23 protein-coding genes are annotated in these 26,010 nt (G+C 40.8%); 12 read left to right on the top strand and 11 right to left on the bottom strand.

The window, feature by feature from the left end; all coding sequences use genetic code 11:
- Window positions 1-93 precede the first annotated feature (93 nt).
- Window positions 94-1,005, bottom strand: a complete 912-nt coding sequence (locus NIES592_RS14470) for a polysaccharide deacetylase family protein (protein WP_073556184.1) — start codon at window positions 1,003-1,005, stop codon at window positions 94-96.
- Window positions 1,006-1,285: 280 nt separating this feature from the next.
- Here NIES592_RS14470 and mrdA point away from each other — a divergent pair, with 280 nt between their 5' ends.
- The 5 genes from mrdA to NIES592_RS14445 all read left to right on the top strand — a co-directional run bounded on the left by mrdA (window position 1,286) and on the right by NIES592_RS14445 (window position 5,817).
- Window positions 1,286-3,136, top strand: coding sequence for a penicillin-binding protein 2 (mrdA, locus tag NIES592_RS14465; protein WP_073556114.1), 1,851 nt, complete (start codon window positions 1,286-1,288; stop codon window positions 3,134-3,136).
- 407 nt (window positions 3,137-3,543) lie between these two features.
- Window positions 3,544-4,095, top strand: a complete 552-nt coding sequence (locus NIES592_RS14460; protein ID WP_073556113.1) for a 1,2-dihydroxy-3-keto-5-methylthiopentene dioxygenase — start codon at window positions 3,544-3,546, stop codon at window positions 4,093-4,095.
- Between the two features lie 2 nt (window positions 4,096-4,097).
- Window positions 4,098-4,733 (top strand): HAD-IB family phosphatase, encoded by a 636-nt coding sequence (locus tag NIES592_RS14455; protein ID WP_073556112.1) that lies wholly within the window; start codon window positions 4,098-4,100, stop codon window positions 4,731-4,733.
- A 4-nt stretch (window positions 4,734-4,737) separates the two neighbouring features.
- Window positions 4,738-5,370, top strand: coding sequence for a methylthioribulose 1-phosphate dehydratase (mtnB, locus tag NIES592_RS14450; protein WP_062247554.1), 633 nt, complete (start codon window positions 4,738-4,740; stop codon window positions 5,368-5,370).
- Window positions 5,371-5,520: 150 nt separating this feature from the next.
- Window positions 5,521-5,817 (top strand): putative quinol monooxygenase, encoded by a 297-nt coding sequence (locus NIES592_RS14445; protein WP_062247552.1) that lies wholly within the window; start codon window positions 5,521-5,523, stop codon window positions 5,815-5,817.
- A 47-nt stretch (window positions 5,818-5,864) separates the two neighbouring features.
- Here the strand turns inward: NIES592_RS14445 and NIES592_RS14440 are convergent, their stop codons facing one another.
- From NIES592_RS14440 to NIES592_RS14420, 5 genes are all read right to left on the bottom strand, one after another.
- Complete coding sequence (locus NIES592_RS14440) at window positions 5,865-7,211, bottom strand: metallopeptidase TldD-related protein (protein WP_073556111.1); 1,347 nt, start codon at window positions 7,209-7,211, stop codon at window positions 5,865-5,867.
- Window positions 7,212-7,389: 178 nt separating this feature from the next.
- Window positions 7,390-8,832, bottom strand: coding sequence for a TldD/PmbA family protein (locus NIES592_RS14435; protein WP_073556110.1), 1,443 nt, complete (start codon window positions 8,830-8,832; stop codon window positions 7,390-7,392).
- A 394-nt stretch (window positions 8,833-9,226) separates the two neighbouring features.
- Window positions 9,227-10,891, bottom strand: coding sequence for a phosphoglucomutase (alpha-D-glucose-1,6-bisphosphate-dependent) (gene pgm, locus NIES592_RS14430; protein WP_073556109.1), 1,665 nt, complete (start codon window positions 10,889-10,891; stop codon window positions 9,227-9,229).
- Between the two features lie 115 nt (window positions 10,892-11,006).
- Complete coding sequence (locus tag NIES592_RS14425; RefSeq protein WP_073556108.1) at window positions 11,007-11,900, bottom strand: polyphosphate kinase 2 family protein; 894 nt, start codon at window positions 11,898-11,900, stop codon at window positions 11,007-11,009.
- Between the two features lie 229 nt (window positions 11,901-12,129).
- The gene (locus tag NIES592_RS14420) at window positions 12,130-14,571 is read right to left on the bottom strand and encodes a phosphoketolase family protein (protein WP_073556107.1); all 2,442 of its coding nucleotides are present in this window, start codon (window positions 14,569-14,571) and stop codon (window positions 12,130-12,132) included.
- A gap of 944 nt (window positions 14,572-15,515) precedes the next feature.
- Here NIES592_RS14420 and menH point away from each other — a divergent pair.
- Complete coding sequence (gene menH / locus NIES592_RS14415; protein ID WP_073556106.1) at window positions 15,516-16,343, top strand: 2-succinyl-6-hydroxy-2,4-cyclohexadiene-1-carboxylate synthase; 828 nt, start codon at window positions 15,516-15,518, stop codon at window positions 16,341-16,343.
- 46 nt (window positions 16,344-16,389) lie between these two features.
- Here menH and NIES592_RS14410 read toward each other — a convergent pair whose 3' ends face one another.
- On the bottom strand, window positions 16,390-17,043 hold the full coding sequence (locus NIES592_RS14410; RefSeq protein ID WP_073556105.1) for a glycoside hydrolase family 24 protein: 654 nt from the start codon (window positions 17,041-17,043) through the stop codon (window positions 16,390-16,392).
- A gap of 86 nt (window positions 17,044-17,129) precedes the next feature.
- Window positions 17,130-17,789, bottom strand: a complete 660-nt coding sequence (locus NIES592_RS14405; RefSeq protein ID WP_073556104.1) for an NAD(P)H-binding protein — start codon at window positions 17,787-17,789, stop codon at window positions 17,130-17,132.
- Between the two features lie 176 nt (window positions 17,790-17,965).
- On the opposite strand from NIES592_RS14405, the gene NIES592_RS14400 reads away from it, so the two are divergent.
- Complete coding sequence (locus NIES592_RS14400) at window positions 17,966-18,667, top strand: DUF1997 domain-containing protein (protein ID WP_073556103.1); 702 nt, start codon at window positions 17,966-17,968, stop codon at window positions 18,665-18,667.
- 70 nt (window positions 18,668-18,737) lie between these two features.
- On the opposite strand, the gene NIES592_RS14395 is transcribed toward NIES592_RS14400, so the two are convergent.
- Entirely contained in the window at window positions 18,738-19,208 is a 471-nt protein-coding gene (locus NIES592_RS14395) for a DUF4079 domain-containing protein (RefSeq protein WP_073556102.1), read from the bottom strand.
- A gap of 284 nt (window positions 19,209-19,492) precedes the next feature.
- On the opposite strand from NIES592_RS14395, the gene NIES592_RS14390 reads away from it, so the two are divergent.
- From NIES592_RS14390 to NIES592_RS14375, 5 genes are all read left to right on the top strand, one after another.
- On the top strand, window positions 19,493-20,770 hold the full coding sequence (locus tag NIES592_RS14390) for an ankyrin repeat domain-containing protein (protein ID WP_073556101.1): 1,278 nt from the start codon (window positions 19,493-19,495) through the stop codon (window positions 20,768-20,770).
- Between the two features lie 242 nt (window positions 20,771-21,012).
- Window positions 21,013-21,312 (top strand): hypothetical protein, encoded by a 300-nt coding sequence (locus tag NIES592_RS25930; protein ID WP_256678144.1) that lies wholly within the window; start codon window positions 21,013-21,015, stop codon window positions 21,310-21,312.
- Window positions 21,313-21,408: 96 nt separating this feature from the next.
- Window positions 21,409-22,764, top strand: a complete 1,356-nt coding sequence (locus tag NIES592_RS14385) for a hypothetical protein (protein WP_256678143.1) — start codon at window positions 21,409-21,411, stop codon at window positions 22,762-22,764.
- Window positions 22,765-22,957: 193 nt separating this feature from the next.
- Window positions 22,958-23,566: a cytochrome b/b6 domain-containing protein gene (locus NIES592_RS14380; protein ID WP_062247527.1), complete on the top strand. Its 609-nt coding sequence runs from the start codon at window positions 22,958-22,960 to the stop codon at window positions 23,564-23,566.
- A gap of 17 nt (window positions 23,567-23,583) precedes the next feature.
- Window positions 23,584-24,021, top strand: a complete 438-nt coding sequence (locus NIES592_RS14375) for a cobalamin biosynthesis protein (protein WP_073556100.1) — start codon at window positions 23,584-23,586, stop codon at window positions 24,019-24,021.
- Between the two features lie 98 nt (window positions 24,022-24,119).
- Here NIES592_RS14375 and NIES592_RS14370 read toward each other — a convergent pair whose 3' ends face one another.
- Together NIES592_RS14370 and NIES592_RS14365 are read right to left on the bottom strand one after the other, a co-directional pair.
- Window positions 24,120-24,485, bottom strand: coding sequence for a phage holin family protein (locus tag NIES592_RS14370; RefSeq protein ID WP_062247523.1), 366 nt, complete (start codon window positions 24,483-24,485; stop codon window positions 24,120-24,122).
- Between the two features lie 456 nt (window positions 24,486-24,941).
- The gene (locus NIES592_RS14365) at window positions 24,942-25,949 is read right to left on the bottom strand and encodes a peptidoglycan-binding protein (RefSeq protein WP_073556099.1); all 1,008 of its coding nucleotides are present in this window, start codon (window positions 25,947-25,949) and stop codon (window positions 24,942-24,944) included.
- Window positions 25,950-26,010: the final 61 nt, after the last annotated feature.

Genomic DNA, 26,010 nt, shown 5'->3' with positions numbered 1-26,010 from the left:
AATCTTGTTGAAAACTCGACCACCGATACACACCGATACACACAGATAAAAAGAGAATTTTAATTCTTGCTATTCTTCAGCTTTTATTTTTTCTTAATTAAATTTTGTATCTAGAAATTTCATTGATTTTTCGTTGAATGTTGTATCAAATTTTTCTATTAAATCTTGGACTGATTCTTGTCGATTAACTGTTAAACGAGGTATTTGATACTGATTTTTTAAAAAACTTCTATTTAAAATCTTATTATTGTATAAATACCCTGATAAATAATATTTAGATACATATTTTTGGACTCGTTGATTATAAGCACCATAAGGATACGCAAAATGAGAAGCTACTTTTTGCTGCGGATCTAAATCATGTGTACATTTTCTTAATTCATTCTGGGATTCTAGTAATTCCTTGATCAAGTTTTTATTACTTAGTCTTGTTAAATTTTTATGATTTAATCCATGAGATTGAATATCATAAAAACCTTGTTGTAATCCATCTCTTAACTCCTGACAACTTAGATTAGTGGAATTAACACTACTTTTCTTAGATAAAGCACCTGGATTGATAAACAAAACTACTTTTACTTTCTTGCCATATTTTTTTTCTAGTTTTTTTAATACAGGTAGTAAATTTGTGTATACTGTTCTATAGCCATCGTCAAAAGAAATCATAATAGGCTTTTTCTTGACAAATAAATCTGAATTTGCATGATTTTGATTTGATAAAATTTCATACAAATCTTGTGAAGTTATAAACCAATAATCGTTAATCAGCAGGTATTCTAAAAATCTTTCTAAATTTTTTTGGGGATAATGCATTCTACCTTGTTCAAGCTGGGTAACAGAATTTTTATTATTAATTACACCATGAAACCCCAAAATAGGAATGACGGTAGCATTATCCTGAAAAATTAAAAGAAATAAAATAATAATAAAACTTACAGCCAAACTCAGAGGTAAATTTTTACTTTTTGGGGGATTTACAACTGGAGCAGCTTTACTGTAAGTCATTTTAGAGTTTTCAGGAATGCGCCAAAATACAGACAATATTAAGAACTTAGAAGTAAGGTTTTTCTGCGAGATTTGTCGAAAGTGACAAATGAACCTTATTTTTTTGTAAAAAAACAAATTATTATAGTCTATTGGCTTCCATACTGAACCATATTTTGGTTTATTCTATACCGGCGAAAAATACCAAGTCTACACTACTCGAATTATTTTCTTTCAATACGGGTAGTAATAGAGCGTAATCGTATACAGAATCAAGTGAGTCGTAATTAAAGTTAATAGTATGTCCTTATTACAATCTCCTCTAGCCAGCAATAATAAGCAATCACGTACCGTTGGACGGGGTGTACAGTCTATCTTTTTGATTGTGTTTACCCTCTTAATGACAAACGGTATTCTAGCGCGGTTGGTGTATTTGCAAATTGTTCAAGGCCCCACTCTCCGAGAAAGGGCTGAGTCTAATCGAATTCGGCTTTTACACAAACAACCAGAACGGGGTAATATTTTTGACCGCAATGGCAAACTTTTAGCTACTACTCGCTATCCTCATTCTGTATATTTGTGGCCGATGGCTCACAAGAATAAGGATTCATGGTCGAGAGTAGGGCCGCGTTTATCTCAAATTCTTCATATCCCCTTAGATGAGATAGAAAAGAAACTTGAAGAAGCTAAGAAAGAACCTAACTATTCTGGACTAGTGCGGATCAAACGCGATTTAAGTTTAGATGAAATCACTGCCTTAAAAGAGTATGAAAGCGAACTAGATAATGTAGAAATACATACAGATGCAGTTCGTTATTATCCACATGGGAAAGAATTTGCCCATGTACTAGGTTATACTCGGGAATTGACACCCGAACAGTTGCAACAAAAAAGAGGCGAAGGCTACCGTCTCAGAGATGTGATTGGTCAGATGGGAGTTGAGAAGGCTTATGAGGACTTACTCCGGGGTGAATGGGGTGGTCAGCAATTGGAAGTAGATGGTAGCGGACGTCCATTACGGATTTTGGGACAGAAACAGGCAAAAGCTGGTGAAGATCTGCGATTAACCCTAGATGCGGATTTGCAAATGGCAGCAGCAAAAGCTTTAGGCGATCGCAATGGAACTATCATCGCCATGAACCCCCACAATGGTGCAATCTTAGCAATGGTGTCTCACCCTACCTTTGACCCCAATGTTTTCTCCAAGCCAAAAGTTTCCCAAAAAGAATTGGAAGAAATTTTGTTGGGTGCAAATCATCCCTTACTCAATCGTGCTTTGAGAGCCTATCCCCCAGCAAGTACATTTAAAATTGTCACTACTACCGCCGGGTTAGAGTCGGGTGAATTTTCTCCTGACACAATACTACCAACTTATGGTTATCTAAATTTTGGCGGTACTCGCTTTAATGAGTGGAACCATGCTGGATTTGGACCATTGGGATTTGCACGAGCGATCGCGATGAGTAGCGATACCTTTTTCTATCAAGTTGGTGCTAGAGTTGGTGGCCCGACTTTAATTGAGTGGACGCGCAAGTATGGGTTTGGTAAAAAAACTGGGTTTGAATTTACCTCAGAGGAATCAAAAGGTTTTGTTCCTGATGAAGCATGGAAACGCAAAGTCTGGAAAATGCCTTGGACTGTAGGTGATTCTGTGAATATGTCAATTGGTCAAGGAGCGCTACTTGCCACTCCTTTACAAGTTGCTGTGATGTTTGCTGTACCTGCTAATGATGGTTACAGAGTTCAACCCCATTTACTTGAAGACAACAAGCAAGCCAAATCTTGGCGTGAGCCAGTCAATATGAAAGCCTCCACAGTCCGAGTTCTGCGGGATGGACTGCGGAAGGTAGTAAGTGAAGGTACGGGTAAAGCTTTAAATGTACCGACTCTTCCTCCTGTAGCTGGTAAAACAGGAACCGCCGAAGCTTGGTTACGTCACGGTGTCAAAGCCAATCATGCATGGTTTGGTGGTTATGCTCCCGCCGATAAACCAGAAATTTTGGTTGTCGCATTTGCAGAACATTCTGGTGGTGGCGGCGGTAGTGTTGCTGGACCTATGGCGTTACAAGTGATGGAAAGTTATTTTCACAAGAAATATCCAGGTAAGTACAATAAGCTTCAGGGTAATAACTCAGGAAATCATCGTCCTTAGTACGATTTTTCATGGTTTGTAGCGAATTCTCTGCGTCTGTGGTGTGCTTATTCCACAGTACGCATGGGTTTAAAGTCGCTACGATTTCACAGAAAGAGATGTTTTGAAAGGCGAACACAGATGCACACTGATGCACACCGATGGACACAGATAGATTGTCTGTTTATGGCTAGGTGGAATTGCTATTGGTGATTAATCGAAAACTGTACTTTTTTGGTGTGTTAGGTGGTGAGAAAGATTATGTTTAGAACAATGAATACAGATGCACACTGATGCACACCGATGGACACAGATAGATTGTCTGTTTATGGCTAGGTGGAATTGCTATTGGTGATTAATCATATTGCTACTAATATCCTTGTAACTCGCTAGAATTACCGTATAATATTTCATGCAGGAGGTAGACTATGGCTATATTACAACTAGAAGACGGTAAAGTATATACTGACCTGAAATATATTTCCCGGGAATTAGCATCCCTCAATATTCAACTCAATTATTGGCCTGTAGGAGAAGATTCCCAATTACACGAGTTACTGGCAAAAGATAGCCTCAACGAAGATGAAAAGGAACAAGTATTAGTAGCTTTGGATCGCTATTTTGAGCAGTTGCAACAAACAGCAGGCTATCAATCCCGTGACTTAATTGTTCTTCATCCAAAAACTGCCAACTTGGATGGATTGCTAACAAAGTTTGACAAGATTCATACTCATGCAGATGATGAGGTACGCTACGTTGTTGCTGGAGAAGGAATTTTTGGCTTTGTGCGTCCTGATGGCACTCAGGTAGAATTAACAGTGCAACCACAAGAGTATATCAATGTGCCTGCTGGAACTGAACACTGGTTTTATCTCACGCCAAAGCGAAGAGTGAAAGCAGTACGTTATTTTACTAATACAGAAGGCTGGGTTCCTGAATATACGGGTACACTAATTCACAGACGTCAGGCTGTTGCTTAAGAATGAAACGTATCATTTTTTGCGACTTTGACGGTACTATTACGGTGTCAGAAACCTTTGTGGCTGTGCTGAAGCGTTTTGCACCTCAGCTTTCTGCTCAACTGATACCAGAAATGTATGCACGGCGATTGACATTACGTGCAGGAGTCAGGCAGATTTTGGAGTCAATTCCATCTGCTTGCTACCCCGAAATTTTAGAATTTACCCGCAAAGAACCAATTCGTCTGGGGTTTACAGAACTATTGGATTTCTTGGAAGTAAAGAAAGTTCCTTTAGTAGTAGTTTCTGGGGGACTGCGGGGTATGGTGGAAGTTGTGTTAGGCGAACTAGTGCCACGAATTCATGCCATCCACGCTGTTGATGTTGATACCAAAGGTGAGTATTTGCACCCTAATTCAGAGTTTGAAGGTGGGACAGAATTAGTTGCGAAAGTGGAAGTAATGGAAAAGTATCCAGCAGATGAGAAAATAGTGATTGGAGATTCGCTGACTGATTTAAATATGGCATTAGCAACACCGATAGTGTTTGCTCGCGATCGCCTAGCCTATTATCTCGAAGAAAATCAAAAACCCTACATCCCCTGGCAAGATTTTTTAGATGTGCGCGATTACTTAGCACAATTGTGGAATTCTGTCTAGTATAATGAACATTTCAACCCTCACCGATGTCCGTCTTGAGTTAATTGCTGCTGCCCGTTACTTTTACCAACAGGGTTGGATGGTAGGAACAGCAGGTAATCTTTCAATACGTTTATCTGATGGTAGCTTCTGGATTACGGCGAGTGGTAAGTCCAAAGGAGAATTAGTAATAGATGATTTTGTGCGGGTTTATCCTGATGGTAGGGTAGAACAACCCACAGAAGACTCCAAGCCTAGTGCTGAAACTGCTATTCACCAGGTTATTTATAACCTTTTTCCGGAAGCCATAAGTTGCTATCATGTCCATTCAGTGGAAGCTAATCTGGTTTCACGGTTTGTAAATGGAGATGCTTTACCCTTGCCACCACTAGAAATGCTTAAAGGACTTGGGGTTTGGGAAGAAAAGCCTGATTGCGTGATGCCTATATTTGCTAATCATTTACAGGTTCAGCAGATTGCAACTGAGATCAAAACAAGATTTAGCAACACTCCCCCACAATTACCCGCCTTACTCATCCGCGATCATGGTGTCACAGTTTGGGCTGCTTCCTCCACAGCAGCTCGTAACTACATTGAGCTAGTGGAATATATCTTCCGTTATATGGTTGCAGCGCGGCGAGTTTTTGGTGAAGTGTGAGGAGATGGGGTGATGGGGAACTCGGGGTCCCCTCTGGGGATTAGGGGCAGTGAGGGGAGTGTAAGGGGTATGAGGGCTGTAGGAATAACCATTTACCGTTAACTATTGGCTACTAACAACTAACAACTAACAACCAACTATTGACGACCAATGACTAATACAATTCGTGTAATTGCCCGTATAACAGCTCAGCCAGAAAAAGTCGAAGATATCAAAGCTGTCTTACTAGAAATAATTGAGCCTACTCGTCAGGAGAATGGCTGTATAAAGTATGAGTTGCTGCAAAACCAGTCTGATCCTACAGAATTTACCTTTGTAGAAGAATGGACTTCTAATGACGCCTTAGACGCTCATCTTGCTTCAGCACATATTCAAACAGCAGCAGCTAAGTTGCAAGACTTGGTTGCTAATGAAATAGATATCCGTCGCTACACTCTGTTAGCTTAACTTTTTGAAGTTGCTCGACACGAGGAATTTGTTCGATAAATGGTTTGTTACAATGTATAAGTAAAATCTTTCACCAACATCCCAGGAACCATACTACCTCCTAGTTGCCGACCTTCATAAGTCCCGACTTCGGGAATAAATTCTTGAAAATTTGTGAAATCGAGTAAATTTTCACCCCAAAAGCGATAGAGACTATCGTCAAACCGCAAATTATCTATTGGTGCGATGATCTCACTATTTTCTACCCAAAAACAGGCATAGCGGGTCATACCTGTAATTCTACCTGTGGGGCGATCGCTCCAATTTAAGTAATGCAAGTTTGACACATATAATCCTGTATCCAAATTGGGTAGAATTCGGTCAAATTCTAAACTACCCGGATTTATTTCTGGCGCACGTAAAGATTCATAACTATTAGCACCGTTAGCAGTTTTTTGATATTCCTTGGCAGTACGAGAATTTATCAAAGTATTTACTAATATTCCTTGAGTAATTATTGGTAGTTCTAGCGCTGCCATTTCTCCCCATTCATTAAAACGCGGTACTGTTCCTCGTTGAAAGTTTTCTTTCAAATTAAACTTAGAAGAAAGTTGTTTTTCTCCACCGGAAAGAGCTGCTAAAGCACTATTACCCTGTTGTAAATCAGCTTCGCTTGTACCACCCCAAGAAAGCATCATTAATAAATCTGCTACTGCGGCTGGTGCAAAATAAGTTTTATATTGCCCTCGTGGTAATTGCTTAGTTGGACGAGCCAGTAATTCTAGTTGCTTTTTTGCTTCTTGGATTTTTTGGATATAAGCTTGTTGATGCCAATCACTACCTGCAAATATACCTTTAACAGCTTGTCCTTCGGAGTTAAATATAGAATAATCTAGGGTAAAAGAATCAGTGGCAAACCAGTGTTTTTGACCACAAGAATCGGCATAAGCATGAACAACAGTTCCCCCAGCATAAAAGCCAGTAAAATCTAATTCTGCAACTGATTCTAAAACTGCTGATACTACTGCTTCTTCAACCAATAAATTACCAGGATGAATTTCGCGACTAGTGTTAGTTCCTAATGGCAATACTAAATAAGGATCTAAAGGTAGTAAGGGAAGTTCTTCGCGTAGTTCTTGCAAAGCTTTGTATGTTACTTGCCAATCTATTTCCCAATTTCCAGTAAAAGGAATTTGACGAAAACTACTACGCTGATCTTGCATTAAAGTTAGGTCAATCCAGCCATCAGCAACTGTACCTGTTTGTCTGACTTTGGCATGATTGAAACGAGTAAATTGACTACGCTCACTATTTAATTTGACAGTGAATTCTTCAGTTGCTGCTTTTTTTAGCAGGAGAGTATCAATCAGTTGGTTAAAGCTGACTTCTAATGTAGATAATTCCTCGTGTTTCATCTAAATTCCTAATTTTAAAGGGAAGTGGGCGAGCTACTTTTGTGATCGGGTGGTGGGTGGTGGGGTGGTGGGGTGGTGGCGAGAGTTTGATTCTGCATTCTTCCCATCCCCGGTTCTCCCCATTGCCCCTAATCCCCACTCCCTGGGGTCGTGGGGGCCCCGAGTTCCCCATCTTCATTCAAGCGCCGCCACCGAATACTTCGACGTTAGAAAATTGACAGACGGGTGAACCATGTCCTACCCAAATAGCTTGATTTGGTTCTCCTTTACCACAGTAGGGAGTACCGTACATCTCCCAAGTTGAAGAGTTTCCGACTTTAGTTAAGCTATGCCAAAATTCCGGAGTCGTAGCTCGATAGTTAGGATTACGCACGGTTTTGGTTAATTTACCGTTCTCAATTAATTTAGCGTATTCACAACCAAATTGAAATTTATAACGGCGATCATCGATTGACCAAGAACGATTAGATTCCATGTAAACGCCGTGTTCTATGTCAGCAATAATTTCTTCAAAAGAAGCTTTACCTGGTTCTAAATTTAAGTTAGCCATCCGGTCAATAGCAGGTCGATTCCAAGAACAAGCACGCGCACAGGCTACTCCCAGTACACCTGCTCTTTTTTGACTTTCTAAACTACCCAAACCCCGCAATAGTACCCCTTCTTTGATTAAATATTCTCGTGTTGCTACAGCACCAGTGTCATCGTAACCATAACTAGCTGATTCACCGGAAACAGTGGGATCAAAGGTGATATTCATCAAGGGAGAACCATACACCAAAACCCCAAAATCACTTGTATTCACAAAGCTACCACCAGCGTAGTTGCGCTCATCTCCTAAAATTCTGTCTAATTCTAGGGGATGTCCCACACTTTCATGAATTTGTAGCATCATTTGGTCTGGGGCTAATACCAAATTAGTGCGTGTGGTTGGACATTCTTCTGCTGTTAAGAGTTCTACTGCTTCTTCCCCAATTCGCTGTACTCTTTCCCAGAGATTTTCTGGTTGGAGTAATTCCATACCACCTTGGAAATAGTTTGCTTCCCAACCATTGTTAGTGCGCTGCTGGACGATCGCTCCATCTTGGGCGATCGCTCCATAGTGGGTACTGAGAAACAAAAATTTTTGATATACTTCTGAGCCGTTACTACTGACAAACCATGTTTCTCTTTCACCAGTATTTGCACCAGCAGTAGTTTTCACTATTTGCTCAGAAACTTTGAGTGATTGGCAGATGCGGACTAGTAAATGGTTGATTTCTCCGGCACTAAGACTATTCAATGGTTCAACAAAAGGTGAAACGTATTCACCAACCACTTTCGGACGTTCACTTCTGGCTTGAAAAGGATGTATCCACCACTGCTTAGCTGTGATTGCTTGTTGATACGCTTTTTTCGCGGCATTTTGTAGACTCGTCAGTTGGAGAGAATTAGTTGCTGCATAGCCGATACAGCCATCAACCATGACTTCTAGCATGGCTCCTGTGGTGACAGATTTACCGTTGCGTTGGGGTAAGCCATCACGCACAGAATGATGAGCAGAAGTGTCTTTAACTACTCGGATACCGAGCCAATCAGCAGGAAGATTGATGTGAGCGATCGCTTTTGTGAGTTCAGACCACATTTAGAAATTAAACAAACAAAAGTAAAAAGTAAAACCAATTCTCCAAAAGGAGACTACATATGTAGATGCTAGGTTAGCACGGCTGTGCTATTTTCCAAACATTATTTATGTGTAGTAGAATTTTTTGAATTGGTATAAAACGCTTCAAAACTATGAAGTATTTTTATTTAATTATATAGTTGATTATAAAAAATTCACAGCAGCGATCGCTAACCATAAAACCCAGGACTTACGCACAACATCTCTCTAACTCTTATTCCTCTGTGTCCTCTGTGCCTGGTGCGGTTTTATTCTTCTATCACTCGTGTGTAACTTCTAATACCATAATAATCGCCGCCCTAATTTGATTCTAGAGCGGCGATTGTTTGTATTGGCTATCTCACAAATGTGAGAATTAAACGACATTAGCAACTATTTGTGTGGCTTCTTGCAAAATCTCCTCGAGATGAGCTTCGCTCTTAAAGCTTTCAGCATAGACTTTGCATACATTCTCAGTACCAGAGGGACGAGCCGCAAACCAGCCGTTTTCAGTCGTTACCTTCAGTCCACCAATTGGCGCATTATTACCAGGAGCATTCGTTAATTTGTCAGTAATAGGATCACCAGCAAGGGTGGATGCTTTCACATCTTCCGGCGCAAGTTTACCCAGACGGGCTTTTTGTTCTGGCGAAGCGGGAGAATCGATCCGTTTATAGAACGGTTTGCCTAGTTTTGCTGTTAAGTCTTGGTAGTGCAAGCCAGGGTCTTTACCTGTACGCGCCGTAATTTCCGCTGCTAATAAATCTAAGATTATACCATCTTTATCTGTTGTCCAGACAGTTCCATCCTTACGCAAGAAAGAAGCACCAGCACTTTCTTCACCACCAAAGCCAAAGGAACCATCAAGCAAACCGTCTACAAACCACTTAAAGCCGACGGGTACTTCACATACCTGCCGTCCGATGTCTTTACCCACTCGGTCAATCATGCTGCTGCTGACCAAGGTTTTCCCGATTGCACTTGTTGCTGGCCAGCCACTACGATTAGTAAATAAATACCAAATGGCCACGGACAGGAAATGGTTGGGGTTCATCAAGCCGACGCTGGGGGTGACGATCCCGTGGCGGTCAGAATCTGTGTCATTACCAAAAGCGATATCGTAGTCATCCTTAATCTGGACCAAACTCGCCATAGCGTAGGGTGATGAGCAGTCCATGCGGATCTTACCATCCCAATCTACACTCATGAAGCGGAAAGTCGGGTCAACGGTGTTATTAACTACGGTGATATTTAAACCATAACGTTCAGCGATCGGCTGCCAATAAGCAATATTCGATCCACCCAGGGGATCAACACCAATGCGGATACCAGAGGATTTGATGACGTCGATGTCGATGATATTCTCTAAATCGTTGACGTAGGGAGTAATAAAGTCAAAATAGTGAGTCGTGGCTGCCTTGATAGCAGATTCATAGGGAATGCGCTTCACATCCCGGTTTTGATTTGCCATCAACTCATTGGCACGGGTTTGAATCCACTTGGTAATCTCTGGTTCCGCCGGTCCACCGGAAGGCGGGTTATATTTAAAACCACCATCACTAGGTGGGTTATGGGATGGGGTAATGATGATCCCATCTGCTAAACCACTAGTTTTGCCTTTGTTGTAGCAAAGAATGGCATGAGATACTGCTGGTGTGGGTGTGTATTGTGCGTAACCTTCGCCCGCAGCTATGTGAACTTCTATATTATTAGCTGCTAGTACTTCTAACGCAGACTTTTGGGCAGGAGCCGAGAGTGCGTGTGTATCCATACCCATGTACAGCGGCCCATTAATACCCTGACTCTGACGATACTCAGCAACCGCCTGAGATATGGTTAAAATATGGTCTTCGTTAAATGTGCCATTGGCAGAAGAGCCACGATGACCAGATGTACCAAAACTAACGCGTTGTAGTGGATTATCAGGATCGGGATGAACCGTGTAGTACTGATCCAAAAGCTGTTCGACATCAATCAAAATATCGGCTGGAGCAGGTTTCCCAGCCAAGGGATTGATTTGTTCTGCGGCTGTTGTCTGCATGGCGCTCGACCTATGCTGCTATGGTTTGGCTACGTCCAGAATACCGTGAAATGACTTCTTACAGAAAGTTGGGACAAGAGGAAAGATTAAAGGTATTGGATTTTCCCTGTACCCTTTAACCTTCCTCTGTTTCCAGGATTTCCTTTGCTTTTAACAGTTGTGCGTAATGTTCTTCACTAACTTTGGGATACGCCAAGTTTAAGGATTTCAATTTGTCGTAGATAAAGTAGCCTACAGCAATGCGGGTAAACCATTTATGATCTGCTGGGATAATATGCCAAGGTGCCCACTCTGTACTGGTATGGTTGAAGACATCCTCGTATGCCTGCATGTATTCATCCCAAAATTGTCGTTCTTTGACATCACTGATAGAAAATTTCCAATTCTTCTCCGGAAGATCAATTCGCTTTAAAAAGCGCTTTTTCTGCTCTTCCTTTGAGACGTTGAGAAAAAATTTCAGTACGATAATGCCGTTATTAACGAGATATTTTTCAAAGTTATTTATCTCTTCAAATCGTTGTTGCCAAATGTGTTTGTCTTTTGTTGGAGGCGGCAATTTTTGCTTGACGAGGAGTTCTGGATGTACACGCACCACTAGCACTTCTTCGTAGTAAGAACGATTGAATATCCCGATGCGTCCTCGTTCTGGTAAAGCTTTGAACGATCGCCACAAATAGTCGTGATCTAATTCCTCGGCGGAAGGAGCTTTGAAACTAAATACTTGGCAACCTTGAGGATTGATCCCCGACATGACATGTTTGATTGTGCCATCTTTACCAGCGGCGTCTAAAGCCTGAAGAATGATCAGCAGGGCATAGGTATCCTGGGCATAAAGTATATCCTGATACTTCGCTAACTCTTTGACTCCGATTTGCAATAACTCTTGGGCTTCACTTTTTTGAAAATTGCCCGTATAGTCTGGATCAAAGTCTCTCATCTTGATCTTTGCTCCAGGTCGAACAATCATAGCTTTGGGATTCAAGCGAGTCAGGAAGTCCGCGTAAGACATAGCTTTAGACTAGGCAGTTGGGAAAAGGGTAATGGGTAATGGGTAAGTGGAGTATTACCTAAGAGTTGCGATGGTCAAAGACCGCTCCTTCGGAGCATCGCAGTGGGTATGTAAACTTAAAGTGATTATCCGAGCCTGATATAAAGGTAAAGGGCAAAGGGAAATATACTTAATTTAAAACCTTTACCCTTCACCCTTCATCCTTCTTGAGTTACCCTTTACCCTACAACTAGTAAGGCCACTTCCAATTCACGATTTCGGGCTTATCAGTACCGTGTTCGTAGGCGTAGTTACGGCAGGAAATTTGCTCGTCCTTGAGCATTTCTTTGACGTGAGCACCTGCTACTTTGAGTTTCGGAACCCGATCAATCACATCGATCGCTATACTAAAACGATCAATCTGATTTTGGATCGCCAACTCCAGTGGGGTGTTAATGTTGCCTTTTTCTTTGTAACCGCGTACATGCATGTTGTTGTGGTTATGACGGCGGTAAGCTAGGCGATGAATTAACCAAGGATAGCCGTGGAAGTTGAAGATGACTGGCTTATCAAGGGTGAAGAGGCTGTCAAAATCGCGATCGCTCAAACCGTGAGGATGTTCTGTATCTGGTTGTAACTTAAACAAGTCAATGACGTTAACAAACCGGATCTTCAAGTCAGGGAAATTTTCTCTCAATAACACAGATGCTGCTAATGCCTCTAGGGTGGTAATGTCACCTGCACAAGCTAGCACTACATCTGGTTCTGTACCAGCATCTGTACTGGCCCACTCCCAGATATCAATGCCCTTGGTACAATTGCGGACAGCAGCTTCCATATCATGGTATTGCAAGTGCATTTGCTTGTCACACACAATCACATTGATGTAGTCCTGACTGCGTAAACAGTGGTCAGCAACTGACAACAGGGAGTTGACATCGGGGGGAAGATACACACGAACCACGTCTGCACTCTTATTGACAATCAAATCTAAAAAGCCTGGATCTTGGTGAGTGAAGCCGTTGTGATCTTGCCTCCACACGGTAGAGGTAATCAAGATGTTGAGTGAAGAAATTTCTTTGCGCCAACTAACATGTTTGCTTATTTCTAGCCATTTGGCGTGTTGGTTCACCATCGAATCAATCACGTGGACAAAGGCTTCGTAGGTGGAGAAAAAGCCGTGACGACCGGTGAGCAAATAGCCTTCCAGCCAGCCTTCCAAGGTGTGTTCACTCAATATCTCCATGACGCGACCGTCAGGTGACAGTTCACCACCATCTGCATCTTCTGGCAAATACCCAGCAATCCAAAACTTCTTACTGCCTTCGTAAACAGCATTCAGCTTATTGGAGGTAGTCTCGTCGGGACCAAACACGCGGAAACTGGACATGTTCGACTTGATGACATCGCGCAAGAAAGCCCCTAGAGGCTTGGTGTTTTCAACTTCAATGGTTCCAGGCTTTTCAACCTCTATGCCATATTTGCGAAAGTCAGGTAACTTCAGCCCCCGACGCAGCACACCACCATTAGCATAGGGAGTCGAACCCAGACGTTTTGAGCCAGTGGGTGCCATTTCCTGAATTTCAGGGAATAGCCTACCATTCTCATCAAATAGTTCTTCTGGCTTGTAGCTGCGCATCCATGCTTCTAGCATTCTGACATGCTCTGGGTTAGAATGCATTGCCCCCATTGGCACTTGATGAGCGCGCCAGAAACCTTCGACTTTGTGTCCATCGACTTCTTGAGGCCCTGTCCAACCCTTGGGAGTACGCATAACAATCATCGGCCAACGAGGACGCTTAGGAACGCCACTACTACGAGCTTCCTGTTGAATTTTATGAATTTCCGAGATGCAATGATCTAAAGTTGCGGCCATTGCCTGATGCATACTTTCGGGATCAGAGCCTTCTACAAAGTAGGGAGTGTAGCCATAACCTTTATACAGGTCTTCTAGCTCTTCATGGCTGATGCGAGCTAAAATCGTTGGGTTGTTAATTTTGTAACCATTCAGATGCAGAACAGGTAACACTGCACCGTCACGAATGGGATTGATGAATTTATTAGAATGCCAGGAGGTTGCTAAAGGACCTGTTTCGGCTTCTCCGTCTCCAGCCAGTGCAACAACAATCAAGTTGGGGTTATCAAATGCTGCACCATAAGCATGAGATATGCTGTAACCTAGTTCGCCTCCTTCGTGAATCGAGCCAGGAGTTTCAGGGGTACAATGGCTACCAATTCCACCAGGGAAGGAGAACTGTTTGAAGAACCGCTTCATTCCCTCTTCGTCTTCGCTACAGTCAGAAAAGTATTGGGAATAGCTACCTTCTAGGTAACAAGGGCCAAGGAATCCAGGCGCACCGTGACCAGGACCTACTATGTATAACATGTCCTGGTCAAATTTTTTGATTACGCGGTTGAGGTGAGTGTAAAGAAAACTGATCCCCGGACTGGAACCCCAATGTCCTAATAAACGATGCTTGATATGCTCGGGTTTGAGAGGTTCTCTGAGCAATGGGTTCTCCCGCAGATAAATCATGCCAATAGCCAAGTAGTTGGCAGCACGCCAGAATGCGTGCATTTTACGGAGTTCATCAGAGCTAAGGGGCATACCCTCAACTGTTGACCGTGCTTTGCCATAACAGCTAATAGAGCTAATTTCTTCAGAGGTTGGTTTTGGGGGTGTTGCTACCATTTTGCACCTTTGTAATTTAATTTGGAATACTCTACAACAAGCCGCTTTGTGTCTACGTGTCTATGCAATTTGGAATTCGGAATTAAATTTGTAGCATTGCAATCAAGAATGCTTTTGTAGTGATTGCACTCTTATAAAGGATTTCTGAACTATCACTGGGTAGAAATCAGATAGAACAAAAGATATATATGTCTAATTCAATAGGTAGATAAACCTCACTCAAATGCTTGTTTTAATAACTTGTTAATTATATTAGGTCAACAGCAGCAAATGAGCCACTCAAGCAAATTTTAGTTGAAAATTGAGAATTTAAACTATGAAAAAAAACTAAATTACATAGATTTTAACCAAAATATTTTAGATGTGAGCATAAAATTTCTATTCTGGCCACAGCACCTACTGGGGATTGTCTTAATTACGGGGCTTAGTTGCTAAAAAGATTTATTTATAGAACCGCCAAGACGCCAAGAATGCCAAGGGTTTGTAGAGTGTGCGTAAATCCTAAATTATTCTATAGCAGTCTCATTTGCTTCACGAACTTTTCTTAGAGGTAGGCAATAGGCAAAGAGTGCAATGGGCAATAGGAAAAGAAGTGGAAGAAGGGAGGTAGATAAGTAGGTCGTTTTTTCAAAAATAAAATGTGAGACTTATAGTTAAATTAATTGTTTACTATCAGAAATGTTTATATAAACTTTTCTTAACCAGGTTTTTAGAAAAATTTTATATTCTGAAGTGATTTAGAATTGACAAAAGTTTGAAAAATATAATTTTTTCTTTTAAATCAAATAAGTAGAGCGGTACAATTTAAAATTAATTCGTGAGGATTGTTATCTCTAAAAACTCATTTGTTATTAGGTAGGGGTATTGCTTACGATATCGTGTTTTGTTGTTGAATTGCTAAGAAAAACTGTTTTAAATCTATTACCGACTACTCATGCCTAATCATGACAATTGAAAATTATCAATTATTTTCTGCTTTTGATGGCGATCGCAATCAGCCTGTTATCCTTTTTCTACATGGATTTATGGGTAACAGTCATGAATTTGATGAAGCGATACAATTACTAAATAATAATTTTTATTGTTTGAAAGTAGACTTACCAGGTCATGGAAATACAAAAGTTTTGGGAAGTGAAGATTACTATTCAATGGCATATACTGCTCAAGGTTTAATTGACTTATTAGATAATTTAAAAATTCATCAATGCTTTTTAGTTGGTTACTCTATGGGGGGCAGATTAGCTTTATATCTCACTTTATACTTTCCTCAGAAATTTCCAAAAGTTGTTCTAGAATCTGCTTCTCCTGGTTTAATAACATTCGCAGAACGTCAAGAAAGAATTCAGCGGGATCAGCAAATTGCTAGAAAAATAGAAAGAAGTATTGAAAAAAATGATTTTGTAGCTTTTTTAATAAATTGGTATAGTCAGCCGATTTTTGGCAATATCAAAAATCATCCACAGTTTCAGAGTTTGATAGAAATTAGAACACAAAATAATCCCATAGAGTTAGCTAAATCTCTGCGATTAATGGGTACTGGCTGCCAACCTTCTTTGTGGGAAAAACTGAAAGAGAATCAAAATGATTTACTCTTATTAGTGGGCGAATATGATGAAAAATTTATAGATATAAATCAACAGATGGCTAAGATATGCCAACATTGCCAACTAAAAATAGTTAGTAACGCAGGGCATAATACTCACTTTGAAAATCCAAATGCATTTGTAGAAAATCTCAAAACATTTTTAATATCGAATCAGCCATTCAGGTAAAAATCCCACAACCAAGCATGAAAACCTCTTTCCGATCTCTGTTTCCTCATCCTTTCCCTGCCATCTTCAACTCTTCTTGTAACATTTTTTGATAAATCTTAGGTAAAAGGGGGCTGACAGAATTGGTTTCAATGCCATATCCCAAACTTGTCCATGTGGGAGATAGTCGCCGCAAAACTTCATCTAATTTCCCCTGACGTAGTAGCTGGGAAATATTTACTCCCCAAACTTGAGAATCACTCAACCAACTATGTACGACTGTGTCTTGATACTCTGGTTCAAAACTGTAATGAACCCAAAACATAAGTCGCGTTGGTTTTGGATGATATTTGGGTGCGATCGCATACCAAGTTGTGTTGATGATTTGGTATCTGCCGGCTGCTGTGGAACAATTACCCTTGTTGGGACCAACGACAATTGTGACACACTTTTGTGGGTGGCGGCTGAGATCACTGACATGTTCTCCACCATACAAAAGCGAGTAGGGACGATTACCGCTAGCTTCGCTGGCTGAAATTGTTCGCATCAAGGCGCGGATATAAGGATCACCGCCTTTCATTACCAAGGGCGGTTGTCTAGTATTGAATACGGGATCAGGACGCAATCGCAAATTATCGATAATATACCACTGGAATAAACACACAAATACTAATAAGGCAGCCAGTGGGCCGATGAATTTTTCAACGCCTTTGAGTTCCAAGCCTTTCAGAGTTCGACTCCTTAAAAATTGGTCATTGGTTACTGATCTTACAAATGATAAATGACAAATAACTATTGATTTTTGTATTAGACTACACCTGCAAATAACTCCCTAAAGCTTTTCGCCGCGGCTTCTGGTTTGGCTACGATCTCTACAATTTTATTGCGTGCCGCTGGCTCAAATAAAGCTTCTACACAAACTTGAGCGACTTTTTGTCGAGGAATGCTACCTTCAAACAAGGTATCCGCACTTTGCATGACGATTGAGTCGGTGTTATCTTCATTTTTCAAACCACCTGGTCTGACAATCGTATAAGTCAGACCACTTTTTTGCAGATATTCTTCAGCTTGTTTTTTCCAGACTAAAATTAGCCAGAATAAGTTCAGGGGATGGAAAAATTGGGAAGTAGCCAAAGAAGAAACAAAGACAAAATGCTCTATCCCCTTAGCTTTGGCAGCATCGACTAAATTTTTAGTACCTTCATAATCTACTTTATAAGGACCTGTAGGGTCAAAGCTGGGTTTTGCCCCTGTTGCACACAAAACGACTGTACTATCTCCCAAAGCAGCAGCTAGATTTTGTCGATCCAACACATCACCTTGCACTAATTCAATTTCATTGGGCAAAATACTCCTGGCTTTTTCGACATCACGCACCAAGGCGCGGACGGGAATATTTCGCACCATCAGTTCTTGTACGATGCGACGACCTGTTTCTCCTGTTGCTCCTGCTACAAAAGCTTTCATTTTTTACGCTATCCTGGGAAACTAGTATGTCTTTTTTCTGTCTCTATTGTAGAGATTCGATGAAATTTTATAATGTGTTTTTAAGTTTTTCGTCAAAATTTAGATCTGGTACGAAACCTTGCACTGAACTGGGGAAATATTAATTTAGACAATTTTAAAAAATATACAAAAATCTTATGATTTCAAAAAACCAAGAATATCAGTCTATGGAATCATTTGAGCCCTTGGAGTCAACAGAGGCTGTTTTGTCTATAGCATCACCGATCGCAGACACTGAAACTGCATCTCCAGAAAAATCTCTAGGGACTACCACGATATTTTATGGTCGTTATCAAGACAGCATGGAAATGTATGCCTCTGCTGACACAATAGCTGAATATTTAAATAATCATAGTAGTTGGTTTTCCCGGTGTGCTGAACCGATGAAAGTAGAACCACTGGGGGAAAATGGTTATGCTTTGGTAATAGGTCGCTTTGGGTCGTTTGGTTACGAAGTAGAACCAAAAGTTGGTTTAGAATTGCTTCCTCCAGAAGATCGTATTTACCGCATCCGTACCATCCCGGTTCCCGATTACCAAGCACCTGGTTATGAAGTAGACTATAATTCTTCGCTACAGCTGATAGAAATTCAACAATCCCAATTTTCTAATAATTCTGTAGAAATGACGAGAGTAGAGTGGGAATTGGATTTAAAAGTCTACATTAACTTTCCCAGATTTATTCAGCGACTACCTAAGGCTTTAGTGCAATCTACAGGCGATCGCTTACTTAATCAAATTGTCCGCCAAGTCTCCCGTCGTTTAACTCGTAAAGTCCAGGAAGATTTTCATCAGTCTTTGGGCATAGAATTACCAGCAAATGTCAAGAAAAATAAATAAATTAATAGTCATTGGTCATGTGTCGTTTGTCATTTGCAATCTCTAATAACCAATGACCAATAGCTACTGACTAAGCATTAGTCAGAATTTTTTGCACAATTTGCATACCTGTGATAGCTTGCCAAGTAAACAGACCTAAAAGGGTAAAATTTAGCAAAATATGAGTGACACGGGCCCAATTTGCCCCTTTTTGCATATAGGGAGATAAAGCAGCAGAAAAGGCAATAATGGTGGTCATGCCCAAACCTGCTAGCAGGTGTGGCCCAACGAACAACTTACCATTATTAATGTAGGTTACAGCCATCCCACCAATAGAGCCCGCCACCATAAATGCCAATAAAACAGATCCAATTTGATAATGTCTAACGTTATATCTGCCTTTAATCAGTTCTTTCTTTTGTTCACCCTGGGCATTTCTCGTGCGCTGCACTTGCAGACCCAAGTAAGCAGCATATACAGATATTAGTAATAATGCCCACATCATGATGGGGTGAAAGAATTGCGACCAGTATTTTACCGATGGTGATAGTTCCAGATTCATTGCCTTAGCCCCTATTCTTAAATCTTCATAAAAATTAGCATAACCTTAAATTGGGGCGGTGAGGTGATGGGGATTGGGGAGACAAGGAGGATAAGGGGACAAGGGGGACACGGGGGACAAGGAGGAGTATTAAACCAATAACTACTAACCACTAACTACTAACCACTGTAGAGACGTGCCATGGCACCTCTCTACAACAACCAACAATGGACAATTGACCATTGACCATTGACTCTTGACTCTTGACGATGGACTATTGACTAATGACCAATGACAAATGACTAATGACTAATGACGCTTCATTGTTAAAGGCTGTTAAAACTGGTGATATTAGGCAAGTACAAGCGCTACTGGCTAGCGGCGCCAGTCCTGATGTGACAGATCGCGAAGGTACGACGGCGTTAATGTTTGCTGCTAATTTTGGCTATACAGAAATTGCGCGATCGCTTTTGGATGCTGGGGCGAATGTTAATTTACGCAGAAGGCGCTACGGTTTAACAGCTTTGATGTTGGCTGCGAGTGCTAAGAGTATTGACATTGTGCGACTTTTAGTATCCAGAGGTGCAGATGTCAATGCCACTAATGAGGATGGTAGTACGGCTTTGATGGCAGCAGCACTTAAAGGCCATGCTGAGGTGGTACAAGTCTTACTGGCTGCTGGTGCAGATGTCAATGTCAAAGATAAAGATGATGATACTGCTTTGAAATTAGCACTCAAGCAAGGACACGTTGCTGTTGTGCAAGCAATAGTAGCAGTCAGTGCAGATATTAATGCCCAGGATGAAGAAGGCGAAACCCCGTTGATGCTGGCAGCAGACTTGGGACATTTGCCCATTGTACAAGCATTATTGGCGGCGGGGGCTGATGTCAAATTGCAAAATCGTGCTCGCAGCACAGCCCTATCAGCAGCAGCGGCAGCTGGACATTGTGCGATCGCAGCCTGTTTACTAGATGCAGGCGCTGATATTAATGTCCAAGATCAAGATGGGGAAACCGCCCTACACCTTGCAGTTGTAGAAGGTTATACCGATGTAGTCGAATTATTACTTAGTCGTGGTACGAATGTCCAAATCAGAAACAACCTGGGCGATACACCTTTACTAGTAGCTGCATTACAGGGATATAGCCAAATTGTGGAAATGCTACTACGGCATGGGGCAGATGTGAATGTCAGAAACTTTGGGGAAGTGCCTTTGACACTGGCAGTTACCCAGGGACACACTCAAACAGTGCAGGTGTTGTTAGAGTTTGGTGCTAATGTCAATATCTCAGCAGATGATGGTAAAACACCGTTGATCAAAGCAGCAGAACGCGATCGCATCAGCATCATCCAGCAGCTATTAGCCAAGGGTGCAGATGTGAATTTGCAAGACTCAGCTGGAGCAACAGCTTTAATGTGGGCAACTTCCCGGGGCTACACAAAAGCTGTGCAATTATTACTACAAGCAGGTGCAGACGTGAATTTAAAAAATCAAGGCGGCTATACAGCTTTGATGCTAGCAGAGTTTAATGAATATCAAGATGTAGCACGGCTGTTGCGGGCGGCGGGGGCGGTGGAGTAAATAGAAGGCAGAGGGCAGAAGATATTACGTTTAATAATGTCCAGTGACTTTGTGCTTTGGTGCTAAGAGTTTTAAACCACTAAGACACCAAGACACAAATAGTTTTTATATGTTGTGGTATTGGACAGTGCATGTTGGCGACTTAAATATTGTAAATACAAAATATTGAAAAAAAGTAAAAATTTAGACTATCTGTTGGGTGCATGTAAAAATGTACACCAAAAGATTAATAACTAATCACAATGAGCGAAAGTAAGACTTTACTGGAAAATAATGATCATTTACCTTTGCGATCGCCTGAAGAAGTAGATTTAAATATTTTCAATGCTATTAAAGGGCCGGACGATCAAGGAAGTTTACCAATCAAGGATATTAAGCGATTATTTCACAAGATGGTTGTTGTGGATGATGAAACTCTACTAAATGCAGAAACTATTAAGGTTCCGGGATTTATTGGTATTTCTGATCAACCACAAGTGTCAGATGCTCAAGGTAATACAGTCTCTGGATACGAAGATATTCTCAAGTTTATAGATAAATAGGGTCTTTTAGTTTGTACTTATCAATATAATAAGGATCGCTACGGTAGAGTTATTGACTTGCGCTGGCCTCCTAATGATCAGGAACAGTATGAGTTGATGGAGATTTTTATTAAAAATGAGGGACATCATTCTGGCGCAATCATACCAGCCCAGAGGTTTACTGGGGAGAAGATTTTTGCCAGCTTCAACGAACCAGATAGTTATCACAATGGGATGTATGGCAGCGATGGCTTTTTGGCTGTTGCCCAGCGTTTAGTGTTTCCTGAGTTTGTCACTCGCGAACAATCTCGTGGTTATACTGACAGTATCATCTGTTGGATGGCATTAATTAACCCATTTGTGCAATTTGCGGCGAATGATTTTAATGGTGGTGATCCTACGCGTGTTTGCGATCGCCCTACACTCAAAGAGTTTTTACAAAACTGCGCTTTGGCTAGTCTTGGTTTCCCAGAAGCACTAGAGTTCTTTAGCCGTCCAGAAAATACAGCTTATTGTGCAGAGTTTATTTATATCAGCTTGAATACACCAGTTTACCCTTTTAACAAGCAGGGTTTAACTTTGCTGTTGGATGGTGATGAGGCGAAGGCATTGGAGATACTTAAACTCCAAGAACATCAAAATAGTAGACGTGAAAATACTCTCAGTTTCAAAAGCGATAACGCACAATTCAAAGCTTTTAATATTCAGATGCCACTAGTACCAGCTGATTTACCACCCTTAGATGTGCTAATGGCAAAGCATGGACAAACCATTGATCCTAATAGTATTCCCTTTCCACCTTTTAAATTATCTCAGGTACTGCGGCGTGCCTTCCGTACTTTGCTTCCCCGCAGCAATGCGTTAAATAATTCAAAAATTGTCCAAGCACAAGTCAAACTGTTTGGATATCTAGAACCTTTGATTATCAGACAATTAGGTATTGGTATCCCTAATCCCCAACCTGTACCCACACCTCCAGTACCAATACCTGCACCAGTACCTGCAAATCCCCCCACTTCTGCAAAGAAAGCTGCAAATTATACTCCTAACACTTCTCCCCAACCGAGTCCCGCACCTATTCCTCAACCTCAGGATGATCCGAGAATACCCGCGATTCGCCAATTTATGGAGGATGTAAAAGCACATTTACAACAAGATTACGATAGTGAAGCAGAGTTTGATAGTACTTTTGATGCCATTATTGAAAAAGCAGATAATTTGGTAGGCGATAGTGAATTAAAGTATTTTGTTCCACCGCGAATTTATGTAGATTTAGGACAAAAAGATGGTGATGAAAATTTACCAAAAGGCTGGGGTTTTCACTTAGAAACGGTAGGGGCGCTGATTTATCGAGGAGCTATCAAAGGTACTCCCCAAACTGCTATTGAGACTCCTCAGCAGTTACCACAGCAATCATTAAATCAGGATTCTCAAGTTATTACTAGGCAACAAGCAAACAGATTGAAATTGTAAGATATAACTCTTAACAGGCGACGGGCAACAGGGACTAAGTATATTGAAAGTTTAATTTAAAACCCTTATATTCAGTCTACTTCCAGTAGATTTAGGCTCTTAGCCCACAGTTTACTTGCAGGCAGGTCTATGTATTGCTATGTATTTTTGAAGTAAAATAAATAATGTAGAAGTCATGTAACAAACTTGGGTCATGCCTCATTCTCAGCCATACCAGCCTTTGCTGTTACGAATACTTCACTCTATCACTGCTTTATTGATTATTGGTGCAGCTATTACAGGATTTTTGGTTTATGACAGTTGGGATCGCAGATTTGGCGGATTTGGTTTCACACAAGCTAATCGAAATTTAATTGATATACATGGTACTTTTGGATTTTTGATCTTTTTTGTTGCTCTACCAATATTTATTGTTTATTGTTTGAAAGCTGGTAGAAGTCGTTTATTACAAAAGAATTCTTTACAGCAATTGACTTTAGTAGGTAAACCGATTTGGTGGTACACGTTACAACGTCTTGCCAATACTGCGATGTTATTAGCAGCCCTATTTGCTGTCATTTCAGGTAAGTTTCAAGATGAAAATTGGCTACCAAGGGGAGAGGTAAACCATATCTGGTATTATATACATTTAATAGCTTGGTTAGTAGTAGTGTTTGCACTTGCGATGCATTTGCTCATGAGTGCTAAAGTAGGAGGCTTACCTCTTTTACTTTCCATGTTTGACACAAAGTTTCGCCCGGAAGATAGTCCGCGATTATGGCGTGAGAAAATTATTAACTGGTTACGTCGTCCTAGTTTGTAATCGTTAGGCTATCTAAGTTGCTGTTAGCAGAATTTTCTCTCCGTTCAAAAAATTTGTGGCTAGGAGTTGGTTGTCAGAAAGGAACTTCACGAGAGTTGATAGAAGTAGCAATTGCACATGTGTTTAGAGAACATCAACTTTCCCAAAGTGCGATCGCAGGCCTTGCTACTATTGACACTAAAGCTGATGAAGTTGGCTTAGTGGAGCTTTGTCGGGAACGAAATTGGCTTTTAAAAACCTTCTGTGCTGAAATTCTCCGCACAGTTTGTGTTCCCAATCCTTCCCAATTGATTGATCAATACATAGCAACTCCTAGTGTTGCTGAAGCTGCTGCTTTATGTGCAGCTGAGCGTAAAAGTCTGTTAGTTCCCAAACAAATTTTTCGTCCTGTGATCAAAGATCAAAAAGGTATGGTGACGGTAGCTATTGCTCAAGTGAAAGATAGGAAGTTGTGAGGAGTCTGTAGACGCGCTCATCGGCTTCAAGGTAGAGTACCCGTAGGGTGGAGTAGTCAATAATCAACCACTAACCAATGACAAATCACCAATGACAATTACTCAACTACTCTCAAGAAATAATTGATTACACTAGAGACTATTGATAACACAATTGAACCTAATAAAGCTGCTATAGGTCCTTCAATGACAAAACCATAACTGGGAGTGAGAAAACTTGCTAGCCATAAAGCAAATGCATTGATGACAAAGGCAAATAAACCAAAGGTGAGCAAAGTGATGGGAAAGGCTAGAATTCTCAATATTGGACGAATAAAAGCATTGACTATCCCTATGAATATAGCAGCAATCAAGGCTGTAACAAAACTATCTACCTTAAAGCCAATATCAAAATATTGAAGAATATTAGCTGTTATTAGCAATGCAATTGCTGTACCAAGCCAAGTTAATAAAAAGTTTTTCATGACCTGTTTAATTTTGATTTGTCTGTTCTCTTTTGGATATTTCTAAAATCATACTTAGTAAGCAGCTCTAGTTGCTTCAAAATAGAAAGGTAAATGTAAAAGCTTTACTATGAACATGTTGCTATTTTTTAGCGAGTAAAAATTAAATTTGTATCGAAATACTGATAACTAATCATATCTATAATTTGACACGGTTCTCGACTTCTTTGAGTAAATCGAGGATCTTGATTATTGAAAATAATGAACAAAAAAAGAGTCTATTTTTAAGTATAGACTCTTTTATATAACTCAGAATCATGGTGTTATTATCCTGCTGTACGACCAATAATTCTCATTTGGTGATCAACAATGTTTTCATCTTAATTATTTTTGAAAGGTTTAGGAATCACTACATCAGCATTGTTGGTTTCGTGACTAGAATCATTCATCTTGAGTGATAGACTAGGGTTAGAAAAATTAACGTCGCCGTAGCAGAATTTCCCAAGTTTCGCCACCTACGACACCATCAGGTTCAATACCATAGCGTCTTTGCACAGCTTTAACTGCTGCTTCAGTTGCTTCGCCAAAGTCCCCATCCGCAGCACTTTCAAGGTAGCCGAGTTTTCGCAGTCTCATTTGTAATCTTCTGACTTCAACATTACTCATGCCTAGTCGTAAGATGGGGTATCCTTTAGAAGTGTATTGCACACCAGGAATCTTCTCAAAACGTGGAGTTGGTTGAGTGCGTTTAGTAGACTGGGTACGGGTGTTTGGTTGAGTGCGTTTAGTAGACTGGGTACGGGTGTTTGGTTGACTGCGAGTAGATGATGATTGGGTAACAGTTTTCTTCTGAGAATTAGTAGATGTAGTTTGTTTAGGTGGTGTTGCAGGTTTTGGTTCGGGAGTGGTAGTGAGTACTGTAGAATTATTCGCAATCTGAGTTGTAGTTGCTGTGGAATTATTCGCAGTCTGAGTGGTAGTAGTTGTGGAGTTGTTGAGAATTTGAGTTGGAACCGGAAAGTTACTGGCTGAGTTAGCGATAGAAGTGGTAGAAGCAGTGGACGATGCGATCGCTTCACCAGGAAAAAGTCTTTGCCAAGTAATAGCATCAACAATACCATTGGGATTTAAGCCAGCAGCTTGTTGAAACTGGGAAACTGCTTTGGCTGTTGCTTGGTTATAATTTCCGTCTACTGCTCCTGTGTAGTAGCCTAAAAGTTTGAGTGCTGCTTGTAGTTCCGATACAGGTTGTCCTTGACTACCTAGTTGCAAGTTAGGACGATTGATGCTGACTTGGGTGATTTGGGCAATTTCTAGTGGTGTTGCACCTACTGGTACAACAGAGGAGGCAAATAGAACAGGTGCACAGGAAAATAGCAGTAATTTGATTCCTATTAACAATTTATGCCCCTGCTTCTGTTTAGGTAAACAGCATTTTCCAAGCTGGTTGAGCGAACTTAAGTAGCCAAAGAATCTGGCTGTCATGGAACTCTGCCCCCGGTAAAGTTCATGGTAATACTCTATAAGGCAAAAGGCGATAAAATGC

It is taken from the genome of Fischerella major NIES-592 (assembly GCF_001904645.1).
Classification (GTDB): Bacteria; Cyanobacteriota; Cyanobacteriia; order Cyanobacteriales; family Nostocaceae; genus Fischerella; species Fischerella thermalis.
This window is presented reverse-complemented; position numbering and strand designations above follow the sequence as displayed.